Genomic DNA, 24,320 nt, shown 5'->3' on the forward strand with positions numbered 1-24,320 from the left:
CAATTACATCATTGTACTCTCTTTTTCTCGTGGCAAAGTAATAGTAAAACATGTTCCTTTATTTAATTTACTGCTAACAGTAATATGACCGTCATGTAGTTCTACAATTTCTTTCACAATCGCCAGACCCAATCCGGTTCCTCCCGTTGCACGTGATCGTGCTTTATCAACGCGATAAAAACGTTCAAAGATATGCGGAATATCTTCCGGCGGAATTCCTTCTCCTGTATCTTGAATCGAAATCTTAATATGTGACACATATGCTGTGACGGTGATTGTAATCACTGAATACTCTGCTGAATGCCTATAAGCATTATTTAAAATATTCATAATAACTTGTTCAAACCGTCTTTCGTCTAAAGTGATAAAAAGTGATGGAGGACATGTTAAGGAGACGGTAAGATGTTTTTGGACATATATTCCATTCACTTTTGTGACAATCCGATTTAGAAACTTTTCTAAATCGATCCTTTTCGCTTCAATTAAAAAATTATGTTTCTCCATCTGGGCAAGTATAAATAAATCTTGTACTAAATTCGTAATGTAATCCGCTTCCTCTTTTATAATGGACAAATATTTCTCTCGTTCTGTAGGCTGTGTAGTACGTTTTTGTGCAATCTCTGCATAGCCCTTTACATACGTAAGCGGGGTTCTTAATTCATGTGCTACGCTTGCTAGAAATTCACTGCGTTCCTTTTTCATATAATGTAAATCATTTGCCAGTGTTTGAATTGCGCTAGCAAGTTCACCGATTTCATCATTTCGAGATGTACGTAAAGAAATAGATAAATCACCACGACTCATTTTTTCAGTTGCATGTTTCATACGAATCAGAGGCTTTGTTAATAAGCGTGATAGTAGAAAAATTGTAATCACTGTTAATAGAAAAGTAATGAGACCTGCAATCATAAATTGTTTTGTTAGCCCATTGACCATTTGTTTAATTGAGTTTGTGCCGAGAAACATATATACGTACCCTTGTACTTTCTTTCCTATTACAATAGGGCTAACAGTACATATGTAATTAGAAGTTTTCCAGTGGCTGTCAATAATCGTTCCGTTATGACTTGGTCTTATTTTCATTTTTGTAATATACATCTTTATAGTGGAATCTATATAATTGGACTTTGCTAACACTTTTTTATCTGCATTTGTAATAACGGCAGTTGTCTCTGCTTCTGACTCCATTAATGCAACATGAGAAATTGTTTGTGAATCAAAATATTTTTCTAATACATCACGATGGCTATTGCCACGCTTTAATAATGCATTCATTTCTTCATTTACTCTCGTGTTAACAAGGCTGTAATACAAAAGAATAAATAGAACGCTTTCGATTAAAAGTGTGACGATTAAAAAATAAAATCCTAGTTGAACAGAGATTCGTTTCATCTGACTACTCCTTATTATTCAGTATCAATCCAGTGATAGCCGACTCCATATACCGTTTTTAAATGTATGTCAATAGGGAAGCGAGCTTTTCGTAACTTGTCACGTAAATTACGAATATGAGAATCAATTGTACGATCTTCTGTATTTGCATTTAACCCCCAAATACGCTCAATAAGTTGATCGCGGCTAAGTACATAATTTATGTGGCGCAAAAATAACCCAAGCAGAGAAAATTCAATAGGGGTGAGTAACACTTCTTGTTCATAAATAGAAACGAAGTGCTTTACTTCATCCCATAAAAGCCCTTTATATTGGATTTGTTCATGCTCATTTGTACGTCGTAGGACCGCTTCAATTCGCGCTAACAGTTCTTCTTCGTGAAACGGCTTTGTTATATAATCATCCGCACCTATCTTTAATCCATGCACAACATCTATTTTTTGATCACGAGCTGTTACCATGAGGATAGGAATACGGCTGAATGAACGGATGTTTTTACATGTTTCCCAACCGTCCATGTTTGGCATCATAATATCAAGAAGCACGAATTTGAAATTTTGTTTTTCGATATAAGAAATCGCTTCTTGTCCTGAAGTTGCACAAACGCAGTTATACCCCTTAGGTGTAAGATAAAGAGTTAATAATTCTAACATTTTGGGTTCATCATCTACAAGTAATATATCAATCATAGAGTTTCCTCCATATTTGTTATTCATTTCTTAAAGTGTAATGCAAAATCGTGAAGAAATGGTGCAGATTATTATGTATCTGCATAATTTTTTTAGATTTGATTGCTATTGTATAAGGTGAAGTTCTACTTTAGGTAAGAATATTAGCTCGAGAATAATAGATACGGAGGGGAAGCGAGTGAAAAAAATAACCTGCGTTTTAGGCATTACCATTATGACAGCGGTGAATCTTACAGCGTGTGGACAAGCAAATACAGAACATAATGAGAAGAAAAATGAGCAGAAACAAGAAATGAGCATGACTCATAAATCGGCGGCACCGAAAGAAATGAACGCGCACGCATCTAGTAATTTACACACGTTGAGTTTAAAAAATAGTACAAGGCTCAATACAAATGATCCCGTGCAAATGGCCGTATTAACATCACAAATGATTTGGCCAGCGACTCATAGAGAAAATCAGCCGGGAGCGGTTATTTTAGTACCAATAAATGAATGGAAACTTGGGATAGCGAGTGCAGATCTCATTCATCATCCAAACAATGGCCCGATTTTATTCGTGGATAAAAATGGAATTCCAGAAGCGACATTAAACGAAATAAAACGATTGCAACCGCTTGGGACAAAAGATGGAACACAAATTATGGTGATGGGGGATGTAGGAACTTCTGCTTTAGAACAATTAAAAGAATATAAAGTAAAACAAATAAAAGAAACAGATCCAGCTAAATTTGCTAGAGAAGTTGATAAAGAGTATGCCGATATAGCAGGTAGGTATCCAGACAATGTTATTATTGGTTCATTTGAAGAGGGAGGGCGTCTTTATACAACACCTGCGATAAATTGGATTGCACATATGCCGGAACCACTTTTGTATGTAGGGAAAGATAAAGTACCAGAGGCAACAATAGAAGCATTAAAAATGAGAAAAGATAAGGCGAATATATATGTGTTAGGACCAGAAGCCATTATTTCAAAAGAAGTAGAAAAACAGTTAGCGAAGTATGGGAAAGTAACGCGTATTAGCGGAGACACCCCTACAGAAAATGCAATCGCCTTTGCTACATTTAAAGATCGGAAAACAAAGTTTGGATGGGGGCTCACAAAACCGGGCCATGGTATTTCATTTCTATCAACAAAAACACCAGATTTAGCAATTGCTGGTGCATCGTTTTCGCATATGGGAAAGCATGCTCCAGTTCTTTTGCTAGAGGAAGGAAAGGTTACCCAGCCAGTGTATGATTTATTGGCAACTATCCAGCCCAAGTTTAAAGATGATCCAACATTAGGTCCATACAACCACGGTTTCTTATTAGGAAGCACTACCGATATTTCATTTGAAACGCAAGGTATATTAGATGAAAAACTTGAGATTGTGCAAGAGAGTGGAAAGGGACATGGGGAACACTAAATAGAAAAAGTGCTGCTATAAAGTAGCACTTTTTCTATTTATAAAGAGGAATGTAGTCATTGAGGCAAGCTCATAAAGGTATAGATATAGTTTTCTAGTTTTTGTGGAAGTGGTTTTACATCGGCTATAATTGCTATTTTTATTACCTGTTTGAAATGTAAGACAGCATCTTTCCATTAAAAGGTGAGAATTTTTGTATAGCATAAAATTTCCTAATTGTTATATAATAGCCTTCGTGCAGTCGGTCCTGATTTTCTTATGGAGAAAATTAAATAATAAAAGAGTTGAGGAGTGTTATTTTGTTTCAAACGATAAAACATGAATGGTTTTCTAATGTGAAAGGAGATGTGCTATCAGGAATTGTAGTTGCGTTAGCTTTAATCCCTGAAGCAATCGCCTTCTCTGTCATTGCAGGTGTTGATCCGATGGTTGGATTGTATGCTGCTTTTTGTATTGCAGTCACAATTTCATTTGTAGGCGGAAGAACGGGAATGATTTCTGCAGCAACAGGCGCGATGGCGCTATTAATGGTGACGCTTGTAAAAGACCATGGGCTACAATATTTATTTGCTGCGACGATATTAACCGGGGTTGTCCAAATTATTTTTGGAGTATTAAAATTAAGTTCGCTTATGAAATTTGTTCCACGGCCTGTTATGAGCGGATTTGTGAATGCACTTGGCATTTTAATTTTTACAGCACAGCTTCCGCATTTCCATCGGGCAAATTGGCAAATGTATGTACTTGTTGCATTAGGTCTTGCCATTATTTATCTATTTCCACGTATGACAACAGCAGTTCCGTCTACGCTTGTTGCAATTCTAGCTGTAACAAGTATTGCACTTATAAGTGGATTTCAGTTACGGACAGTTGGTGATATGGGGAGTTTACCAAAAGAATTACCTTTCTTTCATATTCCAGATGTACCATTCACATTAGAGACATTCGCAATTATTTTGCCGTATTCGATTATGCTAGCCGTGATTGGTTTATTGGAATCATTGCTTACAGCCTCTCTTTTAGACGATATAACAGATACGTCAAGTAATAAGCATAAAGAGGCACGCGGACAAGGAATTGCGAATATTGTTGCTGGATTCTTTGGTGGCATGGCTGGATGTGCCATGATTGGACAATCTCTTATTAATATGAAATCAGGCGGAAGAGGACGATTATCAACATTTGTAGCAGGCGGATTTTTAATTGTCTTATTATTTGTTTTAGGAGATTATGTTGTTCATATTCCAATGGCCGCGTTAGTAGCTGTGATGATTGTGGTTTCAATTGGAACATTTGATTGGAAATCTGTATTTACTCTTCATAAGGTTCCGAAAGGTGACGCATTTGTGATGATTGTAACAGTTATTATTGTTCTCATTACACATAATTTAGGGTTTGGTGTGATTGTTGGAACTGTAATCAGCGCTGTATTATTTGCCGTAAATATGGCAAAGATTCACGTGAAACATTTATATATTGAAAATAAGAAAATCTATGAAGTTCATGGACAATTATTCTTTGCATCTACGACAGAGTTTATAAATGCATTTCAATTTAAAGAGGATGTGCAAGAGGTAACGATTGACTTTACACATGCACATGTGTGGGATGATTCAGCTGTAGCAGCAGTTGATAAGGTTATGATGAAATATGAGCAAAATGGTATACAGGTGAATATAGTAGGATTAAATGAGCGTAGTTTAAAACTCATAACAAAATTAGCTACTCATAATAAACAAGCCATTAGCTAAAGTCAAGCCACCTTTTTGAAAACAAAAAGGTGGTTTTTTGTATTATAATACGATTATGATACGGAAAGGGGATTCAGCATATGTATAGACAGATTATATTAGCATGTGATGGTTCGGAACATGCGTTTCGCGCGGCAAAGCATGCAGCACATATTGCGAAATGCAATGTAGAAGCAAATGTTGAAGTTGTATATGTAGTTGATAATAGAACAGCAAAATCAGATATTATTCAAGGGCAAACAGATATAGAAACAATAGAAGCTAGTAGAAAAGAGAGAGTAAGAGAAATAGAAACGATGTTACAACAAGAAGAAGTCTCTTATAAAATTACGATTCTACATGGCGACCCAGGGGAAACAATTGTGCAATATGTAAATACTGGAGATATTGACCTTGTAGTCGTAGGAAGTAGAGGATTAAATACACTTCAGGAAATGGTTCTTGGTAGTGTAAGTCATAAAGTTGCAAAACGAGTGAAATGCCCCGTGATGATTGTAAAGTAACAGGCAGCTAGAAGACTGTCTGTTTTTTTGTTAATCTTACAAAAATGTAAGACAGTTGTTAGTGAAATCGATGTTATAAAAGTATTTTTATGGATAGAATAAAGATATTGGATACATATATGAGAGGAATGAAAGCATTTCAACATTTATCATATAGTCAGGGAGTAAGCTTGATTTGTTTAGGCGGATTTCTAGTAACGGTTATATTGGCAGTTGCACTGAAATTGTTGCAGCATTTATTTTGATGTATAGAAAGGAACAAATGATGAAAAACGACAAACAAGTTATATACAGAAATGAAAACTAACCCTTCGCAATCATTGATGACTGCGAAGGGCTAGTTTCGTTTATTTTTCTACTTCTGGTTTTTCACTTGTTACAGTAACATTTCCCCATTTGTATCGATCTTCTGGATTATATTTATAGTCTTTTACGCGGTTGTTTACCCCGATTAGCTCAAACTTATAATGAAGAGGAATTAATGGTACTTCATCGTGAACAAGTTTTTGCCATTTGTCGTATACATCTTTACGATATTTTTCATCAGCAGCTTTTGGAGAAATTCCTTCTTGTAATAATTCAGTATTTTTATCATTGACCCAGCGTGTGTAGTTGAAAGGTGCCTCTTTTGCCCAGATACCAGAAGGATCTGGATCGGAACCAACGCCCCAAGCACCTGCGAATACATCAACTTTCGGATCATCTGTTTTCAGCATGTCGTAGAATGAGTTGAATTCATGTAGACGACCATCAAGAAGTTCTACTTTTAAACCGATATCTTTCCAAGATTGAATAAAGAATTTAGCAAGTGGTTCACTTGTATCACCACCACTCATGGATAGGAAATTAATTTTAAATTCTTTTCCATTTGGGTCTTCACGGAAGCCATCTCCATTTTTATCTTTATAACCAGCCTCATCTAATAATTTTTTCGCTTTGTCTACATCTTTATCATAAGAACCGACTTTATTGTTGTGGTATTTTGGTAGAGACGGAGGAATTACTGAATTGGCTGGATAACGTAGACCGTGATATAATTTTTCGCCAATTTCTTTACGGTCAATTGCGTAAGCCATTGCTTGGCGTAATCGTACATCTTTAAATTTGTCGTTATCCATTACGCTTTCTTTCTTTTCTTTATCGTAGTGTCCAAGTTTAAAGCCGATATAGCTATAATACAAATCCGTTGTACCAATTAATTGTATGTTTTTAAGCTTGCTTACGTTAGGATATTGATCTGCACTTACTTCTGCAATATCAATATCACCTTTTTTCAAAGATGCATTTACAATAGAAGGATTTACAACTTTTAATACAATATTTTTAAGTTTTGGTTTTCCGCCATAATAATCATCAAAACGTTCGAATTCAACAGATTCTCCAGGTGTAATTTTCTTAATTTTAAATGGCCCAAAACCGATTGGATTTTTCCGTACTTTATCAGATTCTGCTAATTTATCAATTGGAACATCACCTAAATATTTTTTGTTAATGGGAGATGTCCAAAGGCCTGTTTTAACAGAAGGATTTGGCTCTTTAAAAGTAATCGAAATCGTTTTGTCATCAATGACTTTCACACCAGAAATCTTTTCCGCTTTTCCTGAATGATATTCATCCATACCTTCAATTAATTGCATCTGAGAATCAAATCGAGCACCTGTATATTTATTGCTTCCAATTACGAGATAAGCGTACTCTAAATCTTCAGCTGTAACAGGATTTCCATCATGCCATTTCACATTATCTTTAATTTTTAATGTAACCGTTTTTTTATCTTCTGACAATTCATATGTAGCTGGTCCATCATTTGTATATTCCCAGTCATCATTGTTTGTTAGTAAAGATTCATTAAAAATGGTTAATATTCTCCAATCTGGATTACTTTCATATACGGAAAAGTCTAACAGCCCCTCAAATGGTGTATCAGATACTAAGCCAATTGTCAGTGAACCATCTTTAACTTCTTTTTTATCATTTTTGACTGCGGTACTGAACTTCTTTGTATCAGTTGTTTTAGAACTATTACTTGATTTTTCATTACCACCACTACCTCCGCATGCCGAAAGTAGTAACGTTGAAACAGCAAGTGTACTTAATACTTTAAAAAATTTTGGTTTTTTCATCGTTTTTTCCACCCCTCTTAACCTTTTCTTTGTCTTGCATCAGCCGAACGACGGAGCGCTTGACCAATAAAATTTATACACAGCATCAACACTAAAATCATGATTGATGCAGGTAACCAAATCCACCATTTATCTTGTAGTACATCCGGGTTTCTAGCATAGCTAACAAGTGTACCTAGACTTGGTGTACTTTCTGGTAAACCAAATCCTAGGAATGTTAAACCAGATTCAATTCCGATGTTTCCAGCAAGATTCAAAGTAACGCTGACGATAATAATAGAACTTAAGTTAGGTAGTACTTGGAAAAGGATAATTTTCCAGTTTGGCGTTCCTAATGTTTTTGACGCTGATACATAATCGAGCTCTTTTTCGGTTAATACTTTGGAGCGAATTAACCGTGCTTTTCCTGTCCATAAGAAAATGCTCATAATTAAAATAAATGTAAGGATATTGAACTTAGGAACAAGTGTAATAAATACGATAACGAGCATTAAAAATGGTAGAACCATGACAAAGTCGATAATGCGCATAATAATATTGTCAACGACTCCTCCAAAATAGCCAGCAATTAAACCGATTGTAAGACCGATTAAGCACGAAATAACAGTAATTGCTAAACCGATTGTAAAGGAGTTGCGCGTACCGATAATGAGCTGTCCAAAAATATCGCGTCCGCCGTAATCTGTTCCTAGCCAATGTTCAGCAGAAGGAGGTGAGTAAATGGAAAATAAATCTACTCGTACAATATCTTCTTGCTTCATAATAAAGGATGTTGTGTAAACGGCTATTAAGATAATAGCTAAAAAGAATAATGAGAACAATGCAAGTTTATCTTTACGAAGTTCGCGCCACATGATGGAAAAACCAGATGGGCTTTTTTCGTAATGAATGACCTCAGTTTGTTTTTCAGGGTTTGCTAACATGAAAAAATTCCTCCTTTCCTTTAATCAATACGAATACGTGGGTCAACGATGCTTAGAATGATATCTGAAAGGAGAGTTCCAAGTAACGTTGCGAATCCAGTAAATAAAACGAGGGCTGTTATGACACTAAAGTCACGTTGGGAAATGGATTGCATAAATAATTGTCCGATACCTGGATAGCTAAAGATATTTTCTAAAAATATCGCTCCACCAACTAATCCGGTAATTTCATAACCTAGAAATGCTGCAATTGGTAAGAATGAGTTTCGTAAAATATGTCTAGAATACACTTTTGATTCCGGAACCCCTTTTGCTCGTACTGTGCGTACAAAGTCTTTATGTTTTGTATCAATAATTTCACTTCTCAAATATTGTACAGTACCAACTGTAGCAATTAATGCTCCAGATAGAGCGGGCAATAGTAAGTGATTCAACTTACTCATATAGTAAGCAAATGTACCGGTCGTAATTTGCGGATCGACACTACCTCCTGTTGGAAATATCGGGAATTTAAATCCGAAAAGAAATAGCATAATTAATGCAAATATAAATAAAGGTGTTGCAAATCCTAAGTAGTTGTATAGTGTAATGAGTCGGTCGCCTAATGTATCATTCCAACGTCCGCTAATAATGCCAAGTGGAATCGCAATTAAGTAAGTCAGAATAAGAATGACAAGAGCGAGTAATACTGTATTCCCCAGGCGTTCCCCAATTAAGTCGGTTACTTTTAATTTATGTGCGTAAGAAATACCAAAATCACCTTGTAAGGCATTTTTAATCCAGCGTACATATTGGGTTGTAACAGGGTCATTTAATCCTAATTTTTCGCGTTGTTCTTCAATAATTTTTGGGTCTGCTTTTGGATTATTTGCAGCTCTACCAGTTAATGCATCTCCTGGCATTGCTTTCGCAAGCATGAAGACGAGGATACTTAATATAAATAGCTGCGGAATCATAATTAAGAATCTTCGCAGTATAAACTTCCACATGTTTTATCACTCCCTTATGGTAATGCCACCCGGTGTGTTGGCGAGATTGGTTTTAAATCATAAGCACGGCCGTTTTCATTAAAATAATTTTTATGTGATTGCTCGTATTCTTCTTGTACTTGCCGCCGTAACGTACTTTTTTGTTTTCTATTTTCAGGTCGGATATCAGGAATTGCTGCGATCAATCGTTTCGTATAAATGTGCTGTGGATTATTATAAATTTCAGCACTTGTTGCTTCTTCCACAAGGCGACCACGATACATAACCCCGATGCGGTTACACATATGCCGAATTACACCTAAATCATGACTAATAAATAAGTATGTTAATCCGAGCTCAGCTTGTAGATCTTGTAAGAAGTTTAGCACTTGTGCTTGTACAGAAACGTCGAGCGCAGATACTGGTTCATCAGCAATAATTAATTTTGGTTTTAGTGTTAATGCGCGCGCGATGCCAATCCGCTGTCTTTGTCCACCAGAAAATTCATGTGGATATTTATAAATAGATTCTGGATTTAGTCCAACTTTTTCAAGATATTTTTGGACGATTCTTCTTTCTTCATCAGGTGAGAGCTTTTCAAAGTTTCGTAATGGCTCTGCGATAATATCGAGAACACGTTTCTTTGGATTTAACGATGAGTATGGATCTTGGAAAATCATTTGAATATTTTTTCTTTGTTCACGCAGTTCAGAACGGCTTAATTTTGTTAAATCTTTATTGTTAAAAACAATGCTACCGCCCGTTGCTTTTGTTAAATGCATAATCGCTTTACCTGTAGTTGATTTTCCACTTCCTGATTCACCAACAATCCCGTATGTTTCACCAGGTTGTAGTTCAAAGCTCACTCCATCAACAGCGTGCACGTAGTCTAGCGTGCGTCCAAAGAAGCCGCCTTTAATTGGAAAGTGTACTTTTAAATCATTTACTTTAAGCAGTGCCATGAGTAACGTCATCTCCTTTCTTATCTTGGAAGTCGAAATGTTTATAACAAGTGCAGCGTACCCAATGACCTGGTTTTGCTTCATGTAAAACAGGATTTTCTTCATGTTTGTCAGATGTAATCCACGGAATTCTATCTTTGAAGCGGCAACCTGTGCGAGGGAGTTTCGCTAAAGTAGGAACAACCCCTTGGATTACGTGTAATTTTTCTTTTTCGGTATATGCAGATGGAATAGAATGTAGTAAAGAGCGTGTATATGGGTGAAGAGGATGATTAAAAATCTCTTCCACTTTACCTGTCTCTACAATTTGTCCTGCATACATAACAACAACGCGATCAGCAGTCTCAGCAACAATGCTTAAATCATGTGTAATTAAAATAATGCCCATTTTCGTTTGTTCTTGAATAGATTTTAGTAGGTCTACAATTTGTGCTTGAATTGTTACATCAAGAGCAGTTGTGGGTTCATCCGCAATGACAAGCGCTGGTTTACATGCGATTGCAATTGCGATAACAATTCTTTGTCTCATTCCGCCAGAGAGTTCGTGTGGGTATTGTTTATAAGTAAGTTCTGGTTTTGGAATCCCAACTTGATGAAGGAGTTCTAAGGTGCGTTCTTTCTTTTCTGCTTTTGAGAGATTTGTATGATAGTCTAAGTTTTCTTCAATTTGTTTTCCAACTGTCATAAGAGGATCTAATGCTGTAAGAGGTTCTTGGAAAATCATTCCGATATTTGAACCGCGTATTTTATTCATTTCTGCGGCTGACATGGTCAATAAATCTTTATCTTTATAATAAAGATGACCTTGCAATTTTGTATTAGCTTCATTGTGCAATCGCATAATGGAAAGGGCAAGTGCACTCTTACCACATCCAGACTCACCGACAATAGCAACAATTTCATTTTCATGTACAGTTAAAGAGACATTATCAACCGCTGCATGATACTGATCTCGTATACGAAAGGATGTCTGTAAGTTTTCAATGCGAAGAAGCGAATTCTTCATGGCTATCCCTCCATCTTTCTAAAAAGACTAAATGTTTTATATATTGTTGTTATTTTAATATAGATTGACATTGTTTGACAAGAACTAGTTGAGAAAATATTGAAAAATCTTTTTATACAAAGATTGAATTTGTTGATATAACAGTAAAAAAGATACTTTGAAAGCGTAAATATCGGGAGGAGAATAAGGCAAATACTTTGTAGAAAAAAAGGGATATATGTAGAAAAAACGAGAGATATTCTAGTAAGAATTGTCTCTCGTTTTTTGTGAAATATAATAATGCTCTTTAATAAAGTTCTATTTTAAGCTTGTTTTGATTTTGCTGAACCTGTGTTTAAAGTAAGGGCTAAGAAGATGATTGCAAGTAAGCAAGATGTAAGTAGTAAAATAAATCCACCATTCCAGCCGAAAGCATCTACAATAAAGCCCATCGCAGCGCTAGCAAATGATGCTCCGCCCAGGTAACCAAAGAATCCAGTTAAACCAGCAGCAGTTCCAGCTGCTTTTTTTGGTGCCAAGTCAAGTGCATGTAATCCAATTAGCATAACTGGTCCATAAATTAAGAATCCAATTGCTACTAGAGCGATACTATCAATGATTGGATGACCAGCTGGATTTAACCAGTATACAAGAACGGAAATAAATACCCCCACCATAAATAAAATACCAGCAGGTGCACGGCGTCCTTTAAAGAGTTTATCACTCATCCAGCCGCAAAGAAGTGTACCTGGAATCCCAGCCCATTCATATAGAGCATAAGCAGTACGAGAACTATTATGTGTAAAGCTTTTTTCTTCTACTAAATAAGTAGGAGCCCAGTCTACAACACCGTAACGCACAAAGTATACAAATACATTTGCAATTGCGATGTACCATAGAAATTTATTGTTCAGTACATATTTGAATAAAATTTCCTTTACTGAAAGTTCGCGTTCACGATCTTTTACTTTCTCATCAGCTGGATATTCTCCTGTATGTTCTTCAATTGATGGTAAACCGCAAGATTGAGGTGTATCACGCATTGTAATTAATACATAAATTCCAACTAAAATAGAAAGAATACCTGGGAAGTAGAATATACTTTTCCAATCATTAGCGAATAAATATAGTCCTAATGTAACGAGTGATGGCATAAGAGCACCACCGACATTATGAGCAACGTTCCAAATGGACATTTTCGTACCGCGTTCACTAATAGAGAACCAGTGCACCATTGTACGTCCACAAGGAGGCCAACCCATTCCTTGTACCCAACCATTTAAAAATTGAAGTACAAACATAAGGATAATGCTTGTTGTAATGAAAGAAAATGAACCGAAAATAATGTTAATGATACCAGATAAAAAGAGACCTGCTGCTAAAAAGTAACGGGGATTACAGCGGTCGGATACAATTCCCATAATAAACTTGCTTATTCCGTACGCAATAGATACGGCCGAAAGGATAATCCCAAGTTCTCCTTTACTAAATCCTTGTTCGACTAGATAGGGCATTGCTAATGAAAAATTCTTTCGAACAAAGTAATAACCTGCATAACCGATAAAAATACCTAAAAACACTTGTAAGCGCAATTTGCGGTATTCACTGTCGATGCGATCAGCAGGCAAGCGCTCTTTATGTGGCGCAGGTTTAAACAACTGAGTTAAAAACATAGCCTACAAATCCTCCTTAATGGTTGAAACCATTTTATGTCATGAAAAATAAAAAAACCATGAAAAATAGAAAGGTTCCTTTCTATGTTCCATAGTCTTATACTCTCATTCTCCATGACTGTCAATATTAACTTCGAGAAAAATTATACAACTTTGTGACAGGAATGTAAACGGTTTTAATCATAAAATGATTGACGATTTTTATTCTTGATATTAATATTTAAATAGATTAAATATTTTATTGTTTAAATAAGAGGTAGATAATATGCCAAATGATATTACTCATATTGATAAAATTCAAACTCTAGCATTCTCTATAGGAAAGAAAATGCAAATGGAGTTATTGGAACAAATGCAAGCATCAGGACTTACACCACCGCAATTTTATATTTTAAAAATTTTAGAGAACTATGGTGCCTCACGAGCGACAAAATTAGCGAAAAAAATGTATGTAAAACCAAGTGCAATTACAGTAATGATTGATCGTTTAATTGATCAAGAACTAGTTGAACGCTATCAAGATAAAGATGATCGTCGTGTTGTGATCATTGAATTAACGAAAAAGGGGAAAGCGAAAGTAGAAGATGCGAAGAATGCTCGTAATGAGCACATTGCAAAATATTTCTCGCAATTAGAATTACAAGAAAGAAAAGACTTATTACGCCTGTTTGAAAAATTAGAAACAATTGTTTGCGGGACAAATGAGAAAAAAGAGCTAATTTAAGAGAAGGTGAGGAGATTATATGAAACAACAGGGTGGTAAAAAAAGGGGATTATTGTTGGTTGGTTTAGTGATTGCGATATTATTTGCAGCGTTAGATGGAACAATCGTCGGTACAGCGATGCCGCGTATTGTCGGCGAACTAGGTGGATTAAGCTTAATGACATGGCTAGTAACAGCTTACATGCTAACATCTACGACAATTGTACCGATTGCAGGTAAATTAGCGGATTTATTAGGACGCCGTAACGTATATATGACAGGATTAATTATCTTTATGATTGGTTCAGCATTATGTGGTATGGCAAATGGTATGACAGAATTGATTATTTTCCGCGGTATTCAAGGTCTTGGCGGAGGTATTATGATGCCGATGGCTATGATTATTATTGGAGATATGTTCACGGGGAAAGAGCGTGCGAAATGGCAAGGTATTGTTGGCGCTTTATATGGTCTTGCTTCAGTCATTGGTCCGCAAGTTGGTGGTTGGATTGTAGATGCAGTTAACTGGAGATGGGTGTTTTACATTAACTTACCAGTTGGTATTGTCGCAACAATCTTTATTGCGATGGGATTACACTCACATAAGCAAACAGGACCTATTAAAATTGACATTGCTGGAATTTTTACGATGATTGTTGGAGTTGTAAGTTTATTACTTGCATTAACATTCGGCGGAAAAGATTACGCATGGGATTCTTGGCAAATTATCGGATTGTTTAGTTTAGCTTTAATTGGTATTGTAAGCTTTGTATTTGTGGAAACAAAAGCTGAGGAACCAATCTTACCGATGCATTTCTTTAAAAATCGTACATTTACACTATTGAATGCGATTGGTTTCTTTATGAGTATTGGAATGTTTGGTGCAATTATGTTCGTTCCATTCTTTATGCAAGGAATTGTAGGAGTAAGTGCAGCTGAATCTGGGACGATTATGACACCGATGATGATTACAATGATTGTGACGAGTATTATTGGTGGTCGACTTGTCTTAAAAGTTGGCGTGAAGCCGCAGATTATTGTTGGTATGTTGATTATGGCTGGTGGCTTCTGGTTATTAACAACAATGGATATGCATACAAGCAAGCTTGTAGCGACTTCTTATATGATCATTATCGGTTTAGGTGTGGGGCTTGTAATGCCAACATTGACATTGGCATTACAAGAAAGTTTCCCGAAAAAGAATCTTGGTGTTGTAACCTCATCCAGTCAATTTTTTCGGCAAATTGGAGGAACATTTGGAATTACAATCTTAGGATCCATTATGAATAATACTTCAAGCACCATTTTAACTGAAAAATTAGTACCCGTATTAGAGAAGTTTCCACCACAAGCTGGACAGATTGTAACAAAATTTAAAGATATGATTCATACAGATCCACAAGGGTTATATTCTATGCTGTTTAGTCCAGAGGTATTGAAAAAAATGCCAGAAGTATTTTCTACAAGTATCGTTCCTATTTTGAAGAATTCGTTATTGGATTCATTGCATAGTGTATTTTTAGCGGGATTAGTATTTACTGTTGTTGGTGCTATCTTTACGATTTTCTTAGAGAAGATTAAGCTTTCTGATCGAAAGAAAGGTGCAGAAGAGGTAGTAGAAGGAGAAGAGAAACATACAAATGGATCCTATTCATAATAAAAGCATCGCCTTATGGTGATGCTTTTATTATATGTATAACATATACTCTTTTTGAGTAGAAATGATTGACGTATTTTTGCGAATAGGTTATATTACTTCGTGTAAACGGTTACACAAGGTAGGGAGGAAAAGAATGAGTACGATTAAAGACGTTGCAAAATTAGCGGGAGTATCTGTTGCGACCGTTTCTAGAGTACTAAATAAAAATGGATACGTTCACGAAGATACATTAAAAAAGGTGGAACGAGCGATTGAACTGTTGGATTATAAACCTAGTACAGTGGCGCGTTCTTTGTATAATAAGAAATCTCGTTTAATTGGCTTAGTCGTTCCAAACATTGTGAATCCATTCTTTCCAGAAATTGCGCGTGCTGTAGAAGATGTAGCGCATAAGCAAGGATACACCGTTGTACTTTGTAATTCTGATGAAAGTTTAGAAAAAGAGAAACAATATATTGATGTACTCAGACAAAATAACGTAGATGGATTTATTGTCGCAACAAATCCTGAAAATAGCGTGAATTACATGAATATATCTGTACCAGTTGTGGCAATTGATCGCCTATTTAATGAGCGGATTCCCACAGTATATGCAGATAATTATGCGGGGATTCAAAAAGCAACAAAGTTACTGTTAGAGAAAGGGTGTAACCATATTGCTCATATACGTGGACCGCGTGATGTAAGTACTGCAAATGAACGCTTTGAAGGTTTTGTTGATATGATTACGGAATACGGTCTTTCTTATATGATTGCGGAAAGTACGTTTGACCCAGCAAATAGTGAGCGTGTTGCGAGGAAATTACTAGACGAATATCCGCATATTGATGGTATTGTAGCAGGAAATGATTTGATTGCAATTGGTGTCGTAAAGGCTGCTTTACAAAAGGGGATTGCTATTCCTAACGATTTACAAATTATTGGGTTTGATGGCATTTCTTTAGCGGAAATGATGTGTCCATCTATTACGACTGTTGCACAACCTATTTATGAGATGGGACGTATTGCGACCGAATTGTTATTAGAACAAATGGAAGGAAAACGGTTAGAAACAGAACATTACCGTTTGCCGATTGAAATTATCGAACGAAATACAACGAAATAAGGAGATGAAGTCGTTGCCAAATATAGCTGTAGTAGGGAGTATTTCAATGGATTTAGTAGCCGTTTCAAAGAAAAGACCGAAAGCTGGAGAAACAGTAATCGGAGAGGCGTTTCATACAGTACCTGGAGGAAAAGGAGCAAATCAGGCTGTTGCCGCAGCTCGCTTAGGGGCCAATGTAGCTATGGTAGGTGCTGTAGGGAATGATGATTACGGCATGAGTGTACGAAAAAATTTAGAGAACGAGCGTGTTTTTATCGATCATGTGGTACCGGTTACAGATGAAACAACAGGCATTGCTCATATCGTTTTAGCAGAAGAAGATAATAGCATTGTTGTTGTGCAAGGTGCCAATCGCCTTGTGAATCAGCAAATTGTTGACCGTGCAAAAGATTTACTTGTAAAGGCAGATATGGTCGTTCTTCAGTTAGAAATTCCGCTTGAGACAGTAGAATATGTGCTTACTATTTGTGAGGAGCATAAGATCCCAGTCATGTTAAATCCAGCTCCAGCACAAGCATTATCGACAAGGATTTTGGAAAAGGCAACATATATTACACCGAATGAACACGAGTGTCGCATTGTACTAGATGATTTTGAATCACCGATTGAAGACTTACTTGCTAAATATCCAAATAAATTATTAATGACAGAAGGAAGTAAAGGAGTTCGATTCCATAATGGTACAGAAATTGTACAAGTGCCAAGTATTTCTGTAAAAGTAGTTGACACGACAGGGGCTGGTGATACATTTAACGGGGCATTAGCAGTTTCGCTTGCAGAAGGAGAAGTGCTTGAAAAAGCAATTCGTTTTGCAAATATAGCCGGTGGCCTTTCTGTAACAAAGCTCGGTGCACAAGGTGGTATGCCAACAAGAGAACAGGTGCGGGAAGTACAGGGGATTGTTAAATGAAAAAGCATGGCGTATTAAATAGTGAAATTGCTGCTATATTAGCGGCACTTGGTCATACAGATACGATTGTAATCGCGGACTGCGGATTACCAATTCCTGATAGCGTGAAGCGAATAGATTTAGCTGTAGAGCTTGGAAAGCCTTCTTTTCTGGATGTATTACAAGTTGTAATAGAGGATATGGCTATTGAAAAAGTAACAGTAGCGGAAGAGATTACTACAAATAATAGAGAAATCTATAAAGAAATTGAAACACGTTTAAAAGAAGCGAATTTTGAATATGTCTTGCATGAAGAGTTTAAAGAGAAAACAAAGCAGGCAAAGGCGATTATTCGTACAGGGGAAGCAACACCTTATGCGAACATTATTTTACATGCAGGTGTGATTTTTTAATAAAGGGATGTGATGAGAATGCGTATTGAAATGAAAAATATTTCAAAAGCGTTCAATGGGAACCCTGTTTTGAAGAATGCCCAATTTCGTATCGAAACAGGCGAAGTTCATGCACTGATGGGGGAAAATGGAGCGGGTAAGTCAACGCTCATGAAAATTTTAACAGGTGTATATAAGAAAGATAGTGGTCAAATCAAAATCGATGGACAAGAGAGAATATTTAAAAATGCAAAAGAAGCCGAGGAGTATGGAATTGCTTTTATTCATCAAGAATTAAACATCTTGCCTAATTTAACAGTTGCTGAAAATATGTTTCTTGGCAAAGAGCTAATGTATGGGAAAACAGGTGTTTTGCGCTCGCGCCAAATGAATGCTATAGCTCAGCAACAATTGGCTGATTTAGGGCTTTATGTAAAAGGAACTACAATGGCAGGAGAATTATCGGTTGGACAACAGCAAATTATTGAAATCGGTAAAGCATTAATAACAAATGCGAGTGTCATTATTATGGATGAACCTACAGCAGCTTTGACAGATCGTGAGATTGAAACGCTCTTTACAGTGATTCATAAACTGCGAAAAGAAGGTGTATCATTTGTTTATATTTCGCATCGCATGGAAGAAATATTTTCTATTTGTGATGCAATTACGATTTTGCGTGATGGAGAATATGTGGGCACAAGACAAATTCCTGAAACATCATTTGATGAAGTAGTTAGCATGATGGTAGGGCGTAGTATTGGTGAACGTTATCCAGAGCGTCATGCAAAGATTGGTGAAGTCATTTTTGAAATGCGGAATGGAACGAAAAAAGGTAAGTTTGAAAACATTTCTTTTCAAGTTAGGAAAGGTGAAATTCTTGGTGTCGCTGGACTAATGGGGGCTGGACGTACAGATATTATGAAAGCTATATTTGGATATGAGCCACTTGACTCAGGACAAATCTTTATCAATGGACAGGAAGTAAAGATTGCTAGTCCAATAGATGCGATTAGACAAAGAATTGCTTTTATTACAGAGGATAGAAAATCAGAAGGACTTGTATTAGATTTTTCCATTCGAGAAAATCTTGCATTACCTAATTTAGAAACTCTTTCAAAAAGCGGTGTCATGGACAAAGGATTGGAAGCGCAGTTTACAGAGGATATGATGAAACTTTTGAATGTGAAAGCAACAAATGGAGAACAAGCTGTGAAATCGCTATCTGGTGGAAATCAGCAAAAAGTTGTCATTGCAAAATGGCTTGGAATCCATCCGCAGCTGTTCATTTTAGATGAACCAACAAGGGGTGTAGATGTTGGTGCGAAAAAAGAGATTTATTCTATTATGAATAAGTTTACAAACCAAGGTGATGCAGTGATTATGGTTTCATCTGAATTACCTGAAGTATTAGGGATGAGTGATCGCGTTCTAGTCATTCATGAAGGAAAAGTAGGCGGTATTCTTGAGAAAGAGAAAGCAACGCAAGAATCCATTATGGCATTAGCTACAGGAGGAGAGTAAACGATGGCAAAAAAGGGGAATGTTCTGCAACAACTTGGATCTTTAATCGGCTTAGTACTCATTATTGTAGTGATTACGGCATTAAATCCAGCATTTATTGAAATTCCGAATTTATTTAATATTTTACGTCAAGTATCGATTAATGCACTCATTGCATTTGGAATGACCTTTGTTATTTTAACAGGGGGTATTGACTTATCAGTGGGTTCTATTTTAGCATTATCAAGTGCACTTGTTGCTGGAATGCTAGCAAGTGATATGGATCCGTTTTTGGCAATAGTAGTTGGATTATTAGCCGGTCTTGCGATGGGAATTGTAAACGGTATCATTATTGCGAAAGGAAAAGTGGCACCTTTTATTGCGACATTAGCAACAATGACAATTTTTCGTGGATTGACACTTGTTTATATGGACGGACGTCCGATCACTGGTCTTGGTGATCATGTCATGTTCCAAATGTTTGGTCGTGGTTATTTCCTTGGTATCCCAGTACCAGCTGTAACGATGATGATTGCTTTTGCAGTTCTATATTTTATTTTAAAGAAAACAACATTTGGCCGCCGTACACTTGCTATCGGTGGAAATGAAGAGGCAGCGATATTATCAGGCATTCATGTTACAAGAATCAAAGTCATGATTTATGGTCTATCTGGTGTTTTGGCAGCGCTTGCAGGTATTGTATTAACATCTCGTTTAGATTCTGCACAGCCAACTGCTGGTTCTTCTTATGAATTAGATGCAATTGCTGCAGTTGTATTAGGTGGAACAAGCCTTTCTGGAGGAAAAGGTTGGATTGTTGGTACGTTTATTGGGGCACTAATCATTGGAGTGCTAAATAACGGGCTAAATTTATTAGGCGTGTCATCTTTCTTCCAACAAGTTGTAAAAGGGCTTGTTATCCTACTTGCTGTATTAATTGATCGTCGAAAAGAAGCGTAATGGAGGGATAATTCATGAAAAAATGGTTACTTGTACTTGTTGCACTCATTATGGTCGTTACTACTGGTTGCTCGATGGAACCACCAGAATGGGCAAAGGATTCTAGCGATAAAGGGCGAAATAAGACTATTAAAGTTGGATTCTCTGTTTCTACCTTAAATAATCCATTTTTTGTTACATTGAAAAAAGGAGCAGAAAAGAAAGCGAAGGATATTGGCATAGAATTAATTTCAGTTGATGCACAAAATGATGCAGCTAAGCAAACGAACGATGTCGAAGACTTGGTTCAAAAAGGTGTTGATATAGTTGTTATTAACCCAACGGATTCAGATGCTGTTGCTTCAGCGGTAAGTGCAGCCAATGCAGCAAATATTCCTGTAATTACAGTGGACCGCGTTGCAAATTCAGGAAAAGTTGTCTCTCATATTGCTTCTGATAATGTGGCAGGAGGGAAATTAGCTGGAGATTATATTCGTGAGCTCGTTGGTGAGGGAGCTGCTGTGGCTGAATTAGAAGGAATTCCGGGATCATCTGCCGCACGCGAGAGAGGGAAAGGATTTCATGAAGTGGCAGACACTGGATTGAAAGTAGCAGCTAAGCAAACTGCTGATTTTGACCGTGCGAAAGGATTATCTGTTATGGAAAATATTTTGCAGGCCAATAGTGATGTGAAGGCAGTATTCGCTCATAATGATGAGATGGCATTAGGTGCGCTAGAAGCGTTAAAATCTGCAGGCAAAATGGATGTAGCTGTCGTTGGCTTTGATGCAACAGATGATGCCGTGAAAGCGGTTAAAGAAGGACGTATGGCAGCAACCGTCGCACAAAAGCCAGAATTAATCGGAGAAAAGGCGATGGAAACAGCAAAACAAGTAAATCAAGGTAAAAAAGTGGAGAAATTCATTCCGATTGGATTGGATCTTATTAAGAAAAAATAAAATATGAAAAATAAGGAAGGAAGAATTACAAATGAAATTCTTTATTGATACAGCAAATATTAATGAAATTAAAGAAGCAAATGAATTAGGTATATTAGCAGGTGTAACGACAAATCCATCACTTGTAGCAAAAGAAGGCGTAGATTTCCATGAACGTATTCGTGAAATTTGCGGTGTTGTTGAAGGACCTGTTAGCGCGGAAGTAATTAGCTTAGAAGCCGATAAAATGATTGAAGAAGGAAAAGAATTAGCAAAAATCGCACCAAACGTTGTTGTAAAAGTCCCGATGACAAAAGAAGGATTAAAAGCAGTAAAAGCATTCTCAGACTTAGGAATTCGTACAAACGTTACGCTAGTGTTCTCTGCCGTACAAGCATTACTTGCAGCACGCGCTGGTGCAACATATGTATCTCCATTTTTAGGTCGTCTAGATGATATTGGTCATAACGGTATGGATTTAATTCGTCAAGTAGCTGAGATTTTTGCAATTCACGACATTGAAACAGAAATTATTGCAGCATCTGTACGTCATAGTGTACATGTAACAGAAGCTGCTTTAAATGGCGCACATATCGCAACAATTCCAGCAAATGTAATTGGTGCATTAGTGAAACATCCATTAACAGATCAAGGGATTGAGAAGTTCTTAGCAGATTGGGAGAAAACACAAGAGAAATAAATATTATAAAAAGTCCTCGTAAAGTGTTTTTTAATACTTTACGGGGATTTTTATTGTATTTGAAATAGAATGAGAAAGAATTTTAGAAATCATATATTATATGATTATTTTATAGTATTGAACATATGGTAAATTAATGTTTACTTTTATCAAATGATACAAGGAAAAGAAATATTTCCAAGGAAATTGTCGAGATATAGTTAGAAGTTAGCGGATTTTTACTGGAAATATAGAAAGAATGATTCATGATTTCATTGCTGGAACACAGGTAGTGAAAGTAGAGGGGAAATAAAAAGACAATGCTGGCATTTAGCCTAGCATTGTCTTTTTGACTTTTCCTCTTACATAAATCATTCCGGCAAATGTTAATAAAAATGCAGTTCCAATTATAAAGCTGACACTCGGTGATGCCCCGATTGCTCCGATTGTAAAAGAACCAGCGACTACTCCTAACGAAAAGAAAGCGTAAAATAATCCAAATGCTTTTCCTCGGTTGTTTTCGGTTGTATTTTCAACAAGCAGAGCATTAATCGATGGGAAAAGGATTGCGAATCCGACTCCATAAATCATCATGACGATGAAAATCATTCCTTTTGTTGTAAATAAGCCGAGCAGTGACAATGATAATGCCATGACGGTGATACCGATTAACATCATTTTTGAACGATTAAAGCGATCAAATATGCGATTGGTCGGCAATAAGAAGAAGAGGATGGCAGTAATCCCGAATATACTCATCATCATGCCTGTTGTAGATGATTTGAGTGCGAGTGCTTCCACTTTCATTGGCAGCATATATGTGACAATTCCTTGCGAGAACATCAGTGTAAATGCTCCGATATATGCTTGTAGTAATGGTTCGGACTTTACTAAAGCCATCATATCTTCTTTTGTCATCATTTGAGTGCGTGATGTATCTGTTCTTGTTATATGACTTGGCAATAAAAATAAGGATACAATTGTTCCGATCATCATGAGGGTAGAAATAGTGATAAAGACCCATTGAATCCCTGCAGTTGCTTTCATAATACCGCTAAAGGCAGGTCCAACGATCGCTGCTGTTCCGACAGCCGCCCCAGATAATGCCATTGCTTTTCCTTGCTTTGTAGATTTTGTTTGTTTGGACAGGAAAGTAAAGGCAGCAGGGATTAAGAAGCCATCACTAAATCCATGCAGGAAACGAACGACAAGCAATTGTTCACCATTTTGAACAATGGTATATAGTAAAACTATGAAACTTGTAATCCCCATGCTCGTATAAAGTACTTTCTTTGCACCAAATTTATCAACAGATATGCCAGCAATAATGTTACCAATCATATTAGCAAATGAATACATACCTATGACAAGCCCAATTATAAGCGGAGTTCCTCCAAGACTTTGTGCGTAAGTACTCATAATCGGTAATTGTGAAAATGTATCTAAAAACGCGATGATAACAATAAAATAGATAAAATATTTCAAGCGATGTTCACCTCTCCTATGCTATTATGGCATAATGCGAATTTTAACTGCAATGAAATTGAATGAAATGTGGAAAAAAGTATAAAGTGACAAAATAATGTACAGTAGTTGTTAAAAATTTGTGAAATGTACATTGTTTTTAGGGACATATGGATAGCGATACTATAATCAATTCGTAAACTTCACCACATTAAGTATACAGAGAGAAGGATGCAGAAAATGAAAACTTTACTTTGGCACAATCAGCGTGATGTATGAGTAGAAGAAGTTCCAGAACCAACTGTACGAACAGGAACAGTGAAAATTCTTGTTTCACCTAATATAATATATAAGTTCAACAAGAAAGGTAGCTTTTTCTAGCAGTAGAGGGAGGCTACTTTTTGAGGTTCGGGGCCCCTTTTTTTACAATCTTTTATTCATTTCTTTGCAGTAGATTCATAATTTCCGATTACAATGTAAGGGTATTTAAGTTGTGTCTAGAGATATTGGAAAGCGAAAGAAGAGATGGAATGAAATGTTTTTTTGTTCTCTTTTTAATTCTTCATGTAATGCTAATGTGAAGTGAAAATTTGCTAAAACTAGAATGGTAAAAAAATATTGACTGGAACAAAACATGACACTCTACGGTCCCTTTATAGAGCTTTTGG

Annotated in this window: 22 protein-coding genes; 13 read left to right on the forward strand and 9 right to left on the reverse strand. The window is 36.4% G+C overall.

Annotation, left to right across the window (positions count from 1 at the left end; translation table 11 throughout):
* Window positions 1-3 precede the first annotated feature (3 nt).
* Window positions 4-1,392 carry a sensor histidine kinase gene (locus BCER98_RS03090; RefSeq protein ID WP_011983651.1) on the reverse strand — a complete coding sequence of 463 codons (1,389 nt, stop codon included), beginning with the start codon at window positions 1,390-1,392 and terminating at the stop codon, window positions 4-6.
* Between the two features lie 14 nt (window positions 1,393-1,406).
* Window positions 1,407-2,081, reverse strand: coding sequence for a response regulator transcription factor (locus BCER98_RS03095; protein ID WP_011983652.1), 675 nt, complete (start codon window positions 2,079-2,081; stop codon window positions 1,407-1,409).
* Between the two features lie 178 nt (window positions 2,082-2,259).
* Here BCER98_RS03095 and BCER98_RS03100 point away from each other — a divergent pair, with 178 nt between their 5' ends.
* The 4 genes from BCER98_RS03100 (at window position 2,260) to BCER98_RS20570 (ending at window position 5,991) form a co-directional block, all read left to right on the forward strand.
* Window positions 2,260-3,492 (forward strand): cell wall-binding repeat-containing protein, encoded by a 1,233-nt coding sequence (locus BCER98_RS03100; protein WP_041809441.1) that lies wholly within the window; start codon window positions 2,260-2,262, stop codon window positions 3,490-3,492.
* 299 nt (window positions 3,493-3,791) lie between these two features.
* Complete coding sequence (locus BCER98_RS03105) at window positions 3,792-5,243, forward strand: SulP family inorganic anion transporter (protein ID WP_011983654.1); 1,452 nt, start codon at window positions 3,792-3,794, stop codon at window positions 5,241-5,243.
* 80 nt (window positions 5,244-5,323) lie between these two features.
* The gene (locus tag BCER98_RS03110) at window positions 5,324-5,746 is read left to right on the forward strand and encodes a universal stress protein (RefSeq protein ID WP_011983655.1); all 423 of its coding nucleotides are present in this window, start codon (window positions 5,324-5,326) and stop codon (window positions 5,744-5,746) included.
* Window positions 5,747-5,865: 119 nt separating this feature from the next.
* Window positions 5,866-5,991, forward strand: coding sequence for a DUF4027 family protein (locus tag BCER98_RS20570; protein WP_176371913.1), 126 nt, complete (start codon window positions 5,866-5,868; stop codon window positions 5,989-5,991).
* A 102-nt stretch (window positions 5,992-6,093) separates the two neighbouring features.
* Here the strand turns inward: BCER98_RS20570 and opp4A are convergent, their stop codons facing one another.
* The 6 genes from opp4A to glpT all read right to left on the reverse strand — a co-directional run bounded on the left by opp4A (window position 6,094) and on the right by glpT (window position 13,380).
* Window positions 6,094-7,869 carry an oligopeptide ABC transporter substrate-binding protein gene (gene opp4A / locus BCER98_RS03115; protein ID WP_011983656.1) on the reverse strand — a complete coding sequence of 592 codons (1,776 nt, stop codon included), beginning with the start codon at window positions 7,867-7,869 and terminating at the stop codon, window positions 6,094-6,096.
* A gap of 17 nt (window positions 7,870-7,886) precedes the next feature.
* A complete protein-coding gene (locus BCER98_RS03120) occupies window positions 7,887-8,792 on the reverse strand; it encodes an ABC transporter permease (protein ID WP_011983657.1) in 906 nt (301 codons plus the stop codon).
* Between the two features lie 20 nt (window positions 8,793-8,812).
* Window positions 8,813-9,781: an oligopeptide ABC transporter permease gene (opp4B, locus tag BCER98_RS03125; protein WP_011983658.1), complete on the reverse strand. Its 969-nt coding sequence runs from the start codon at window positions 9,779-9,781 to the stop codon at window positions 8,813-8,815.
* Between the two features lie 14 nt (window positions 9,782-9,795).
* Entirely contained in the window at window positions 9,796-10,722 is a 927-nt protein-coding gene (locus BCER98_RS03130; RefSeq protein ID WP_011983659.1) for an ABC transporter ATP-binding protein, read from the reverse strand.
* The gene (locus tag BCER98_RS03135; RefSeq protein WP_011983660.1) at window positions 10,709-11,728 is read right to left on the reverse strand and encodes an ABC transporter ATP-binding protein; all 1,020 of its coding nucleotides are present in this window, start codon (window positions 11,726-11,728) and stop codon (window positions 10,709-10,711) included. Before BCER98_RS03135 ends, BCER98_RS03130 begins: the two co-directional genes overlap by 14 nt.
* Before the next feature lie 302 nt (window positions 11,729-12,030).
* On the reverse strand, window positions 12,031-13,380 hold the full coding sequence (gene glpT, locus BCER98_RS03140) for a glycerol-3-phosphate transporter (RefSeq protein ID WP_011983661.1): 1,350 nt from the start codon (window positions 13,378-13,380) through the stop codon (window positions 12,031-12,033).
* 265 nt (window positions 13,381-13,645) lie between these two features.
* Between glpT and BCER98_RS03145 the strand changes: the two genes are divergently transcribed.
* From BCER98_RS03145 to fsa, 9 genes are all read left to right on the forward strand, one after another.
* A complete protein-coding gene (locus BCER98_RS03145; protein WP_011983662.1) occupies window positions 13,646-14,104 on the forward strand; it encodes a MarR family winged helix-turn-helix transcriptional regulator in 459 nt (152 codons plus the stop codon).
* 19 nt (window positions 14,105-14,123) lie between these two features.
* Window positions 14,124-15,740, forward strand: coding sequence for an MDR family MFS transporter (locus BCER98_RS03150; RefSeq protein WP_011983663.1), 1,617 nt, complete (start codon window positions 14,124-14,126; stop codon window positions 15,738-15,740).
* A 136-nt stretch (window positions 15,741-15,876) separates the two neighbouring features.
* The gene (locus BCER98_RS03155) at window positions 15,877-16,848 is read left to right on the forward strand and encodes a LacI family DNA-binding transcriptional regulator (RefSeq protein WP_011983664.1); all 972 of its coding nucleotides are present in this window, start codon (window positions 15,877-15,879) and stop codon (window positions 16,846-16,848) included.
* Window positions 16,849-16,861: 13 nt separating this feature from the next.
* The gene (gene rbsK / locus BCER98_RS03160; RefSeq protein WP_011983665.1) at window positions 16,862-17,758 is read left to right on the forward strand and encodes a ribokinase; all 897 of its coding nucleotides are present in this window, start codon (window positions 16,862-16,864) and stop codon (window positions 17,756-17,758) included.
* Window positions 17,755-18,150, forward strand: coding sequence for a D-ribose pyranase (rbsD, locus tag BCER98_RS03165; protein ID WP_011983666.1), 396 nt, complete (start codon window positions 17,755-17,757; stop codon window positions 18,148-18,150). Before rbsK ends, rbsD begins: the two co-directional genes overlap by 4 nt.
* Window positions 18,151-18,168: 18 nt before the next feature.
* Complete coding sequence (locus BCER98_RS03170; protein WP_041809444.1) at window positions 18,169-19,653, forward strand: sugar ABC transporter ATP-binding protein; 1,485 nt, start codon at window positions 18,169-18,171, stop codon at window positions 19,651-19,653.
* Between the two features lie 3 nt (window positions 19,654-19,656).
* Window positions 19,657-20,592 (forward strand): ABC transporter permease subunit, encoded by a 936-nt coding sequence (locus BCER98_RS03175; RefSeq protein ID WP_011983668.1) that lies wholly within the window; start codon window positions 19,657-19,659, stop codon window positions 20,590-20,592.
* Between the two features lie 14 nt (window positions 20,593-20,606).
* Complete coding sequence (gene rbsB, locus BCER98_RS03180; protein ID WP_011983669.1) at window positions 20,607-21,530, forward strand: ribose ABC transporter substrate-binding protein RbsB; 924 nt, start codon at window positions 20,607-20,609, stop codon at window positions 21,528-21,530.
* A gap of 31 nt (window positions 21,531-21,561) precedes the next feature.
* Window positions 21,562-22,209 (forward strand): fructose-6-phosphate aldolase, encoded by a 648-nt coding sequence (gene fsa / locus BCER98_RS03185; RefSeq protein ID WP_011983670.1) that lies wholly within the window; start codon window positions 21,562-21,564, stop codon window positions 22,207-22,209.
* 309 nt (window positions 22,210-22,518) lie between these two features.
* On the opposite strand, the gene BCER98_RS03190 is transcribed toward fsa, so the two are convergent.
* A complete protein-coding gene (locus BCER98_RS03190; protein ID WP_011983671.1) occupies window positions 22,519-23,673 on the reverse strand; it encodes an MFS transporter in 1,155 nt (384 codons plus the stop codon).
* Window positions 23,674-24,320 lie beyond the last annotated feature (647 nt).

The sequence above is a fragment of the Bacillus cytotoxicus NVH 391-98 genome, assembly GCF_000017425.1.
GTDB classification, from domain to species: Bacteria; Bacillota; Bacilli; order Bacillales; family Bacillaceae_G; genus Bacillus_A; species Bacillus_A cytotoxicus.

What these genes read in the sequence shown, in the direction of transcription:
- BCER98_RS03090 (WP_011983651.1), bottom strand. Translation starts at nt 1,392, where the DNA reads ATGAAACGAATCTCTGTTCAACTAGGATTTTATTTTTTAATCGTCACA.
- BCER98_RS03095 (WP_011983652.1), bottom strand. Translation starts at nt 2,081, where the DNA reads ATGATTGATATATTACTTGTAGATGATGAACCCAAAATGTTAGAATTA.
- BCER98_RS03110 (WP_011983655.1), top strand. Translation starts at nt 5,324, where the DNA reads ATGTATAGACAGATTATATTAGCATGTGATGGTTCGGAACATGCGTTT.
- BCER98_RS20570 (WP_176371913.1), top strand. Translation starts at nt 5,866, where the DNA reads ATGAGAGGAATGAAAGCATTTCAACATTTATCATATAGTCAGGGAGTA.
- opp4A (WP_011983656.1), bottom strand. Translation starts at nt 7,869, where the DNA reads ATGAAAAAACCAAAATTTTTTAAAGTATTAAGTACACTTGCTGTTTCA.
- BCER98_RS03120 (WP_011983657.1), bottom strand. Translation starts at nt 8,792, where the DNA reads ATGTTAGCAAACCCTGAAAAACAAACTGAGGTCATTCATTACGAAAAA.
- opp4B (WP_011983658.1), bottom strand. Translation starts at nt 9,781, where the DNA reads ATGTGGAAGTTTATACTGCGAAGATTCTTAATTATGATTCCGCAGCTA.
- BCER98_RS03130 (WP_011983659.1), bottom strand. Translation starts at nt 10,722, where the DNA reads ATGGCACTGCTTAAAGTAAATGATTTAAAAGTACACTTTCCAATTAAA.
- BCER98_RS03135 (WP_011983660.1), bottom strand. Translation starts at nt 11,728, where the DNA reads ATGAAGAATTCGCTTCTTCGCATTGAAAACTTACAGACATCCTTTCGT.
- glpT (WP_011983661.1), bottom strand. Translation starts at nt 13,380, where the DNA reads ATGTTTTTAACTCAGTTGTTTAAACCTGCGCCACATAAAGAGCGCTTG.
- BCER98_RS03145 (WP_011983662.1), top strand. Translation starts at nt 13,646, where the DNA reads ATGCCAAATGATATTACTCATATTGATAAAATTCAAACTCTAGCATTC.
- BCER98_RS03150 (WP_011983663.1), top strand. Translation starts at nt 14,124, where the DNA reads ATGAAACAACAGGGTGGTAAAAAAAGGGGATTATTGTTGGTTGGTTTA.
- BCER98_RS03155 (WP_011983664.1), top strand. Translation starts at nt 15,877, where the DNA reads ATGAGTACGATTAAAGACGTTGCAAAATTAGCGGGAGTATCTGTTGCG.
- rbsD (WP_011983666.1), top strand. Translation starts at nt 17,755, where the DNA reads ATGAAAAAGCATGGCGTATTAAATAGTGAAATTGCTGCTATATTAGCG.
- BCER98_RS03170 (WP_041809444.1), top strand. Translation starts at nt 18,169, where the DNA reads ATGCGTATTGAAATGAAAAATATTTCAAAAGCGTTCAATGGGAACCCT.
- BCER98_RS03175 (WP_011983668.1), top strand. Translation starts at nt 19,657, where the DNA reads ATGGCAAAAAAGGGGAATGTTCTGCAACAACTTGGATCTTTAATCGGC.
- rbsB (WP_011983669.1), top strand. Translation starts at nt 20,607, where the DNA reads ATGAAAAAATGGTTACTTGTACTTGTTGCACTCATTATGGTCGTTACT.
- fsa (WP_011983670.1), top strand. Translation starts at nt 21,562, where the DNA reads ATGAAATTCTTTATTGATACAGCAAATATTAATGAAATTAAAGAAGCA.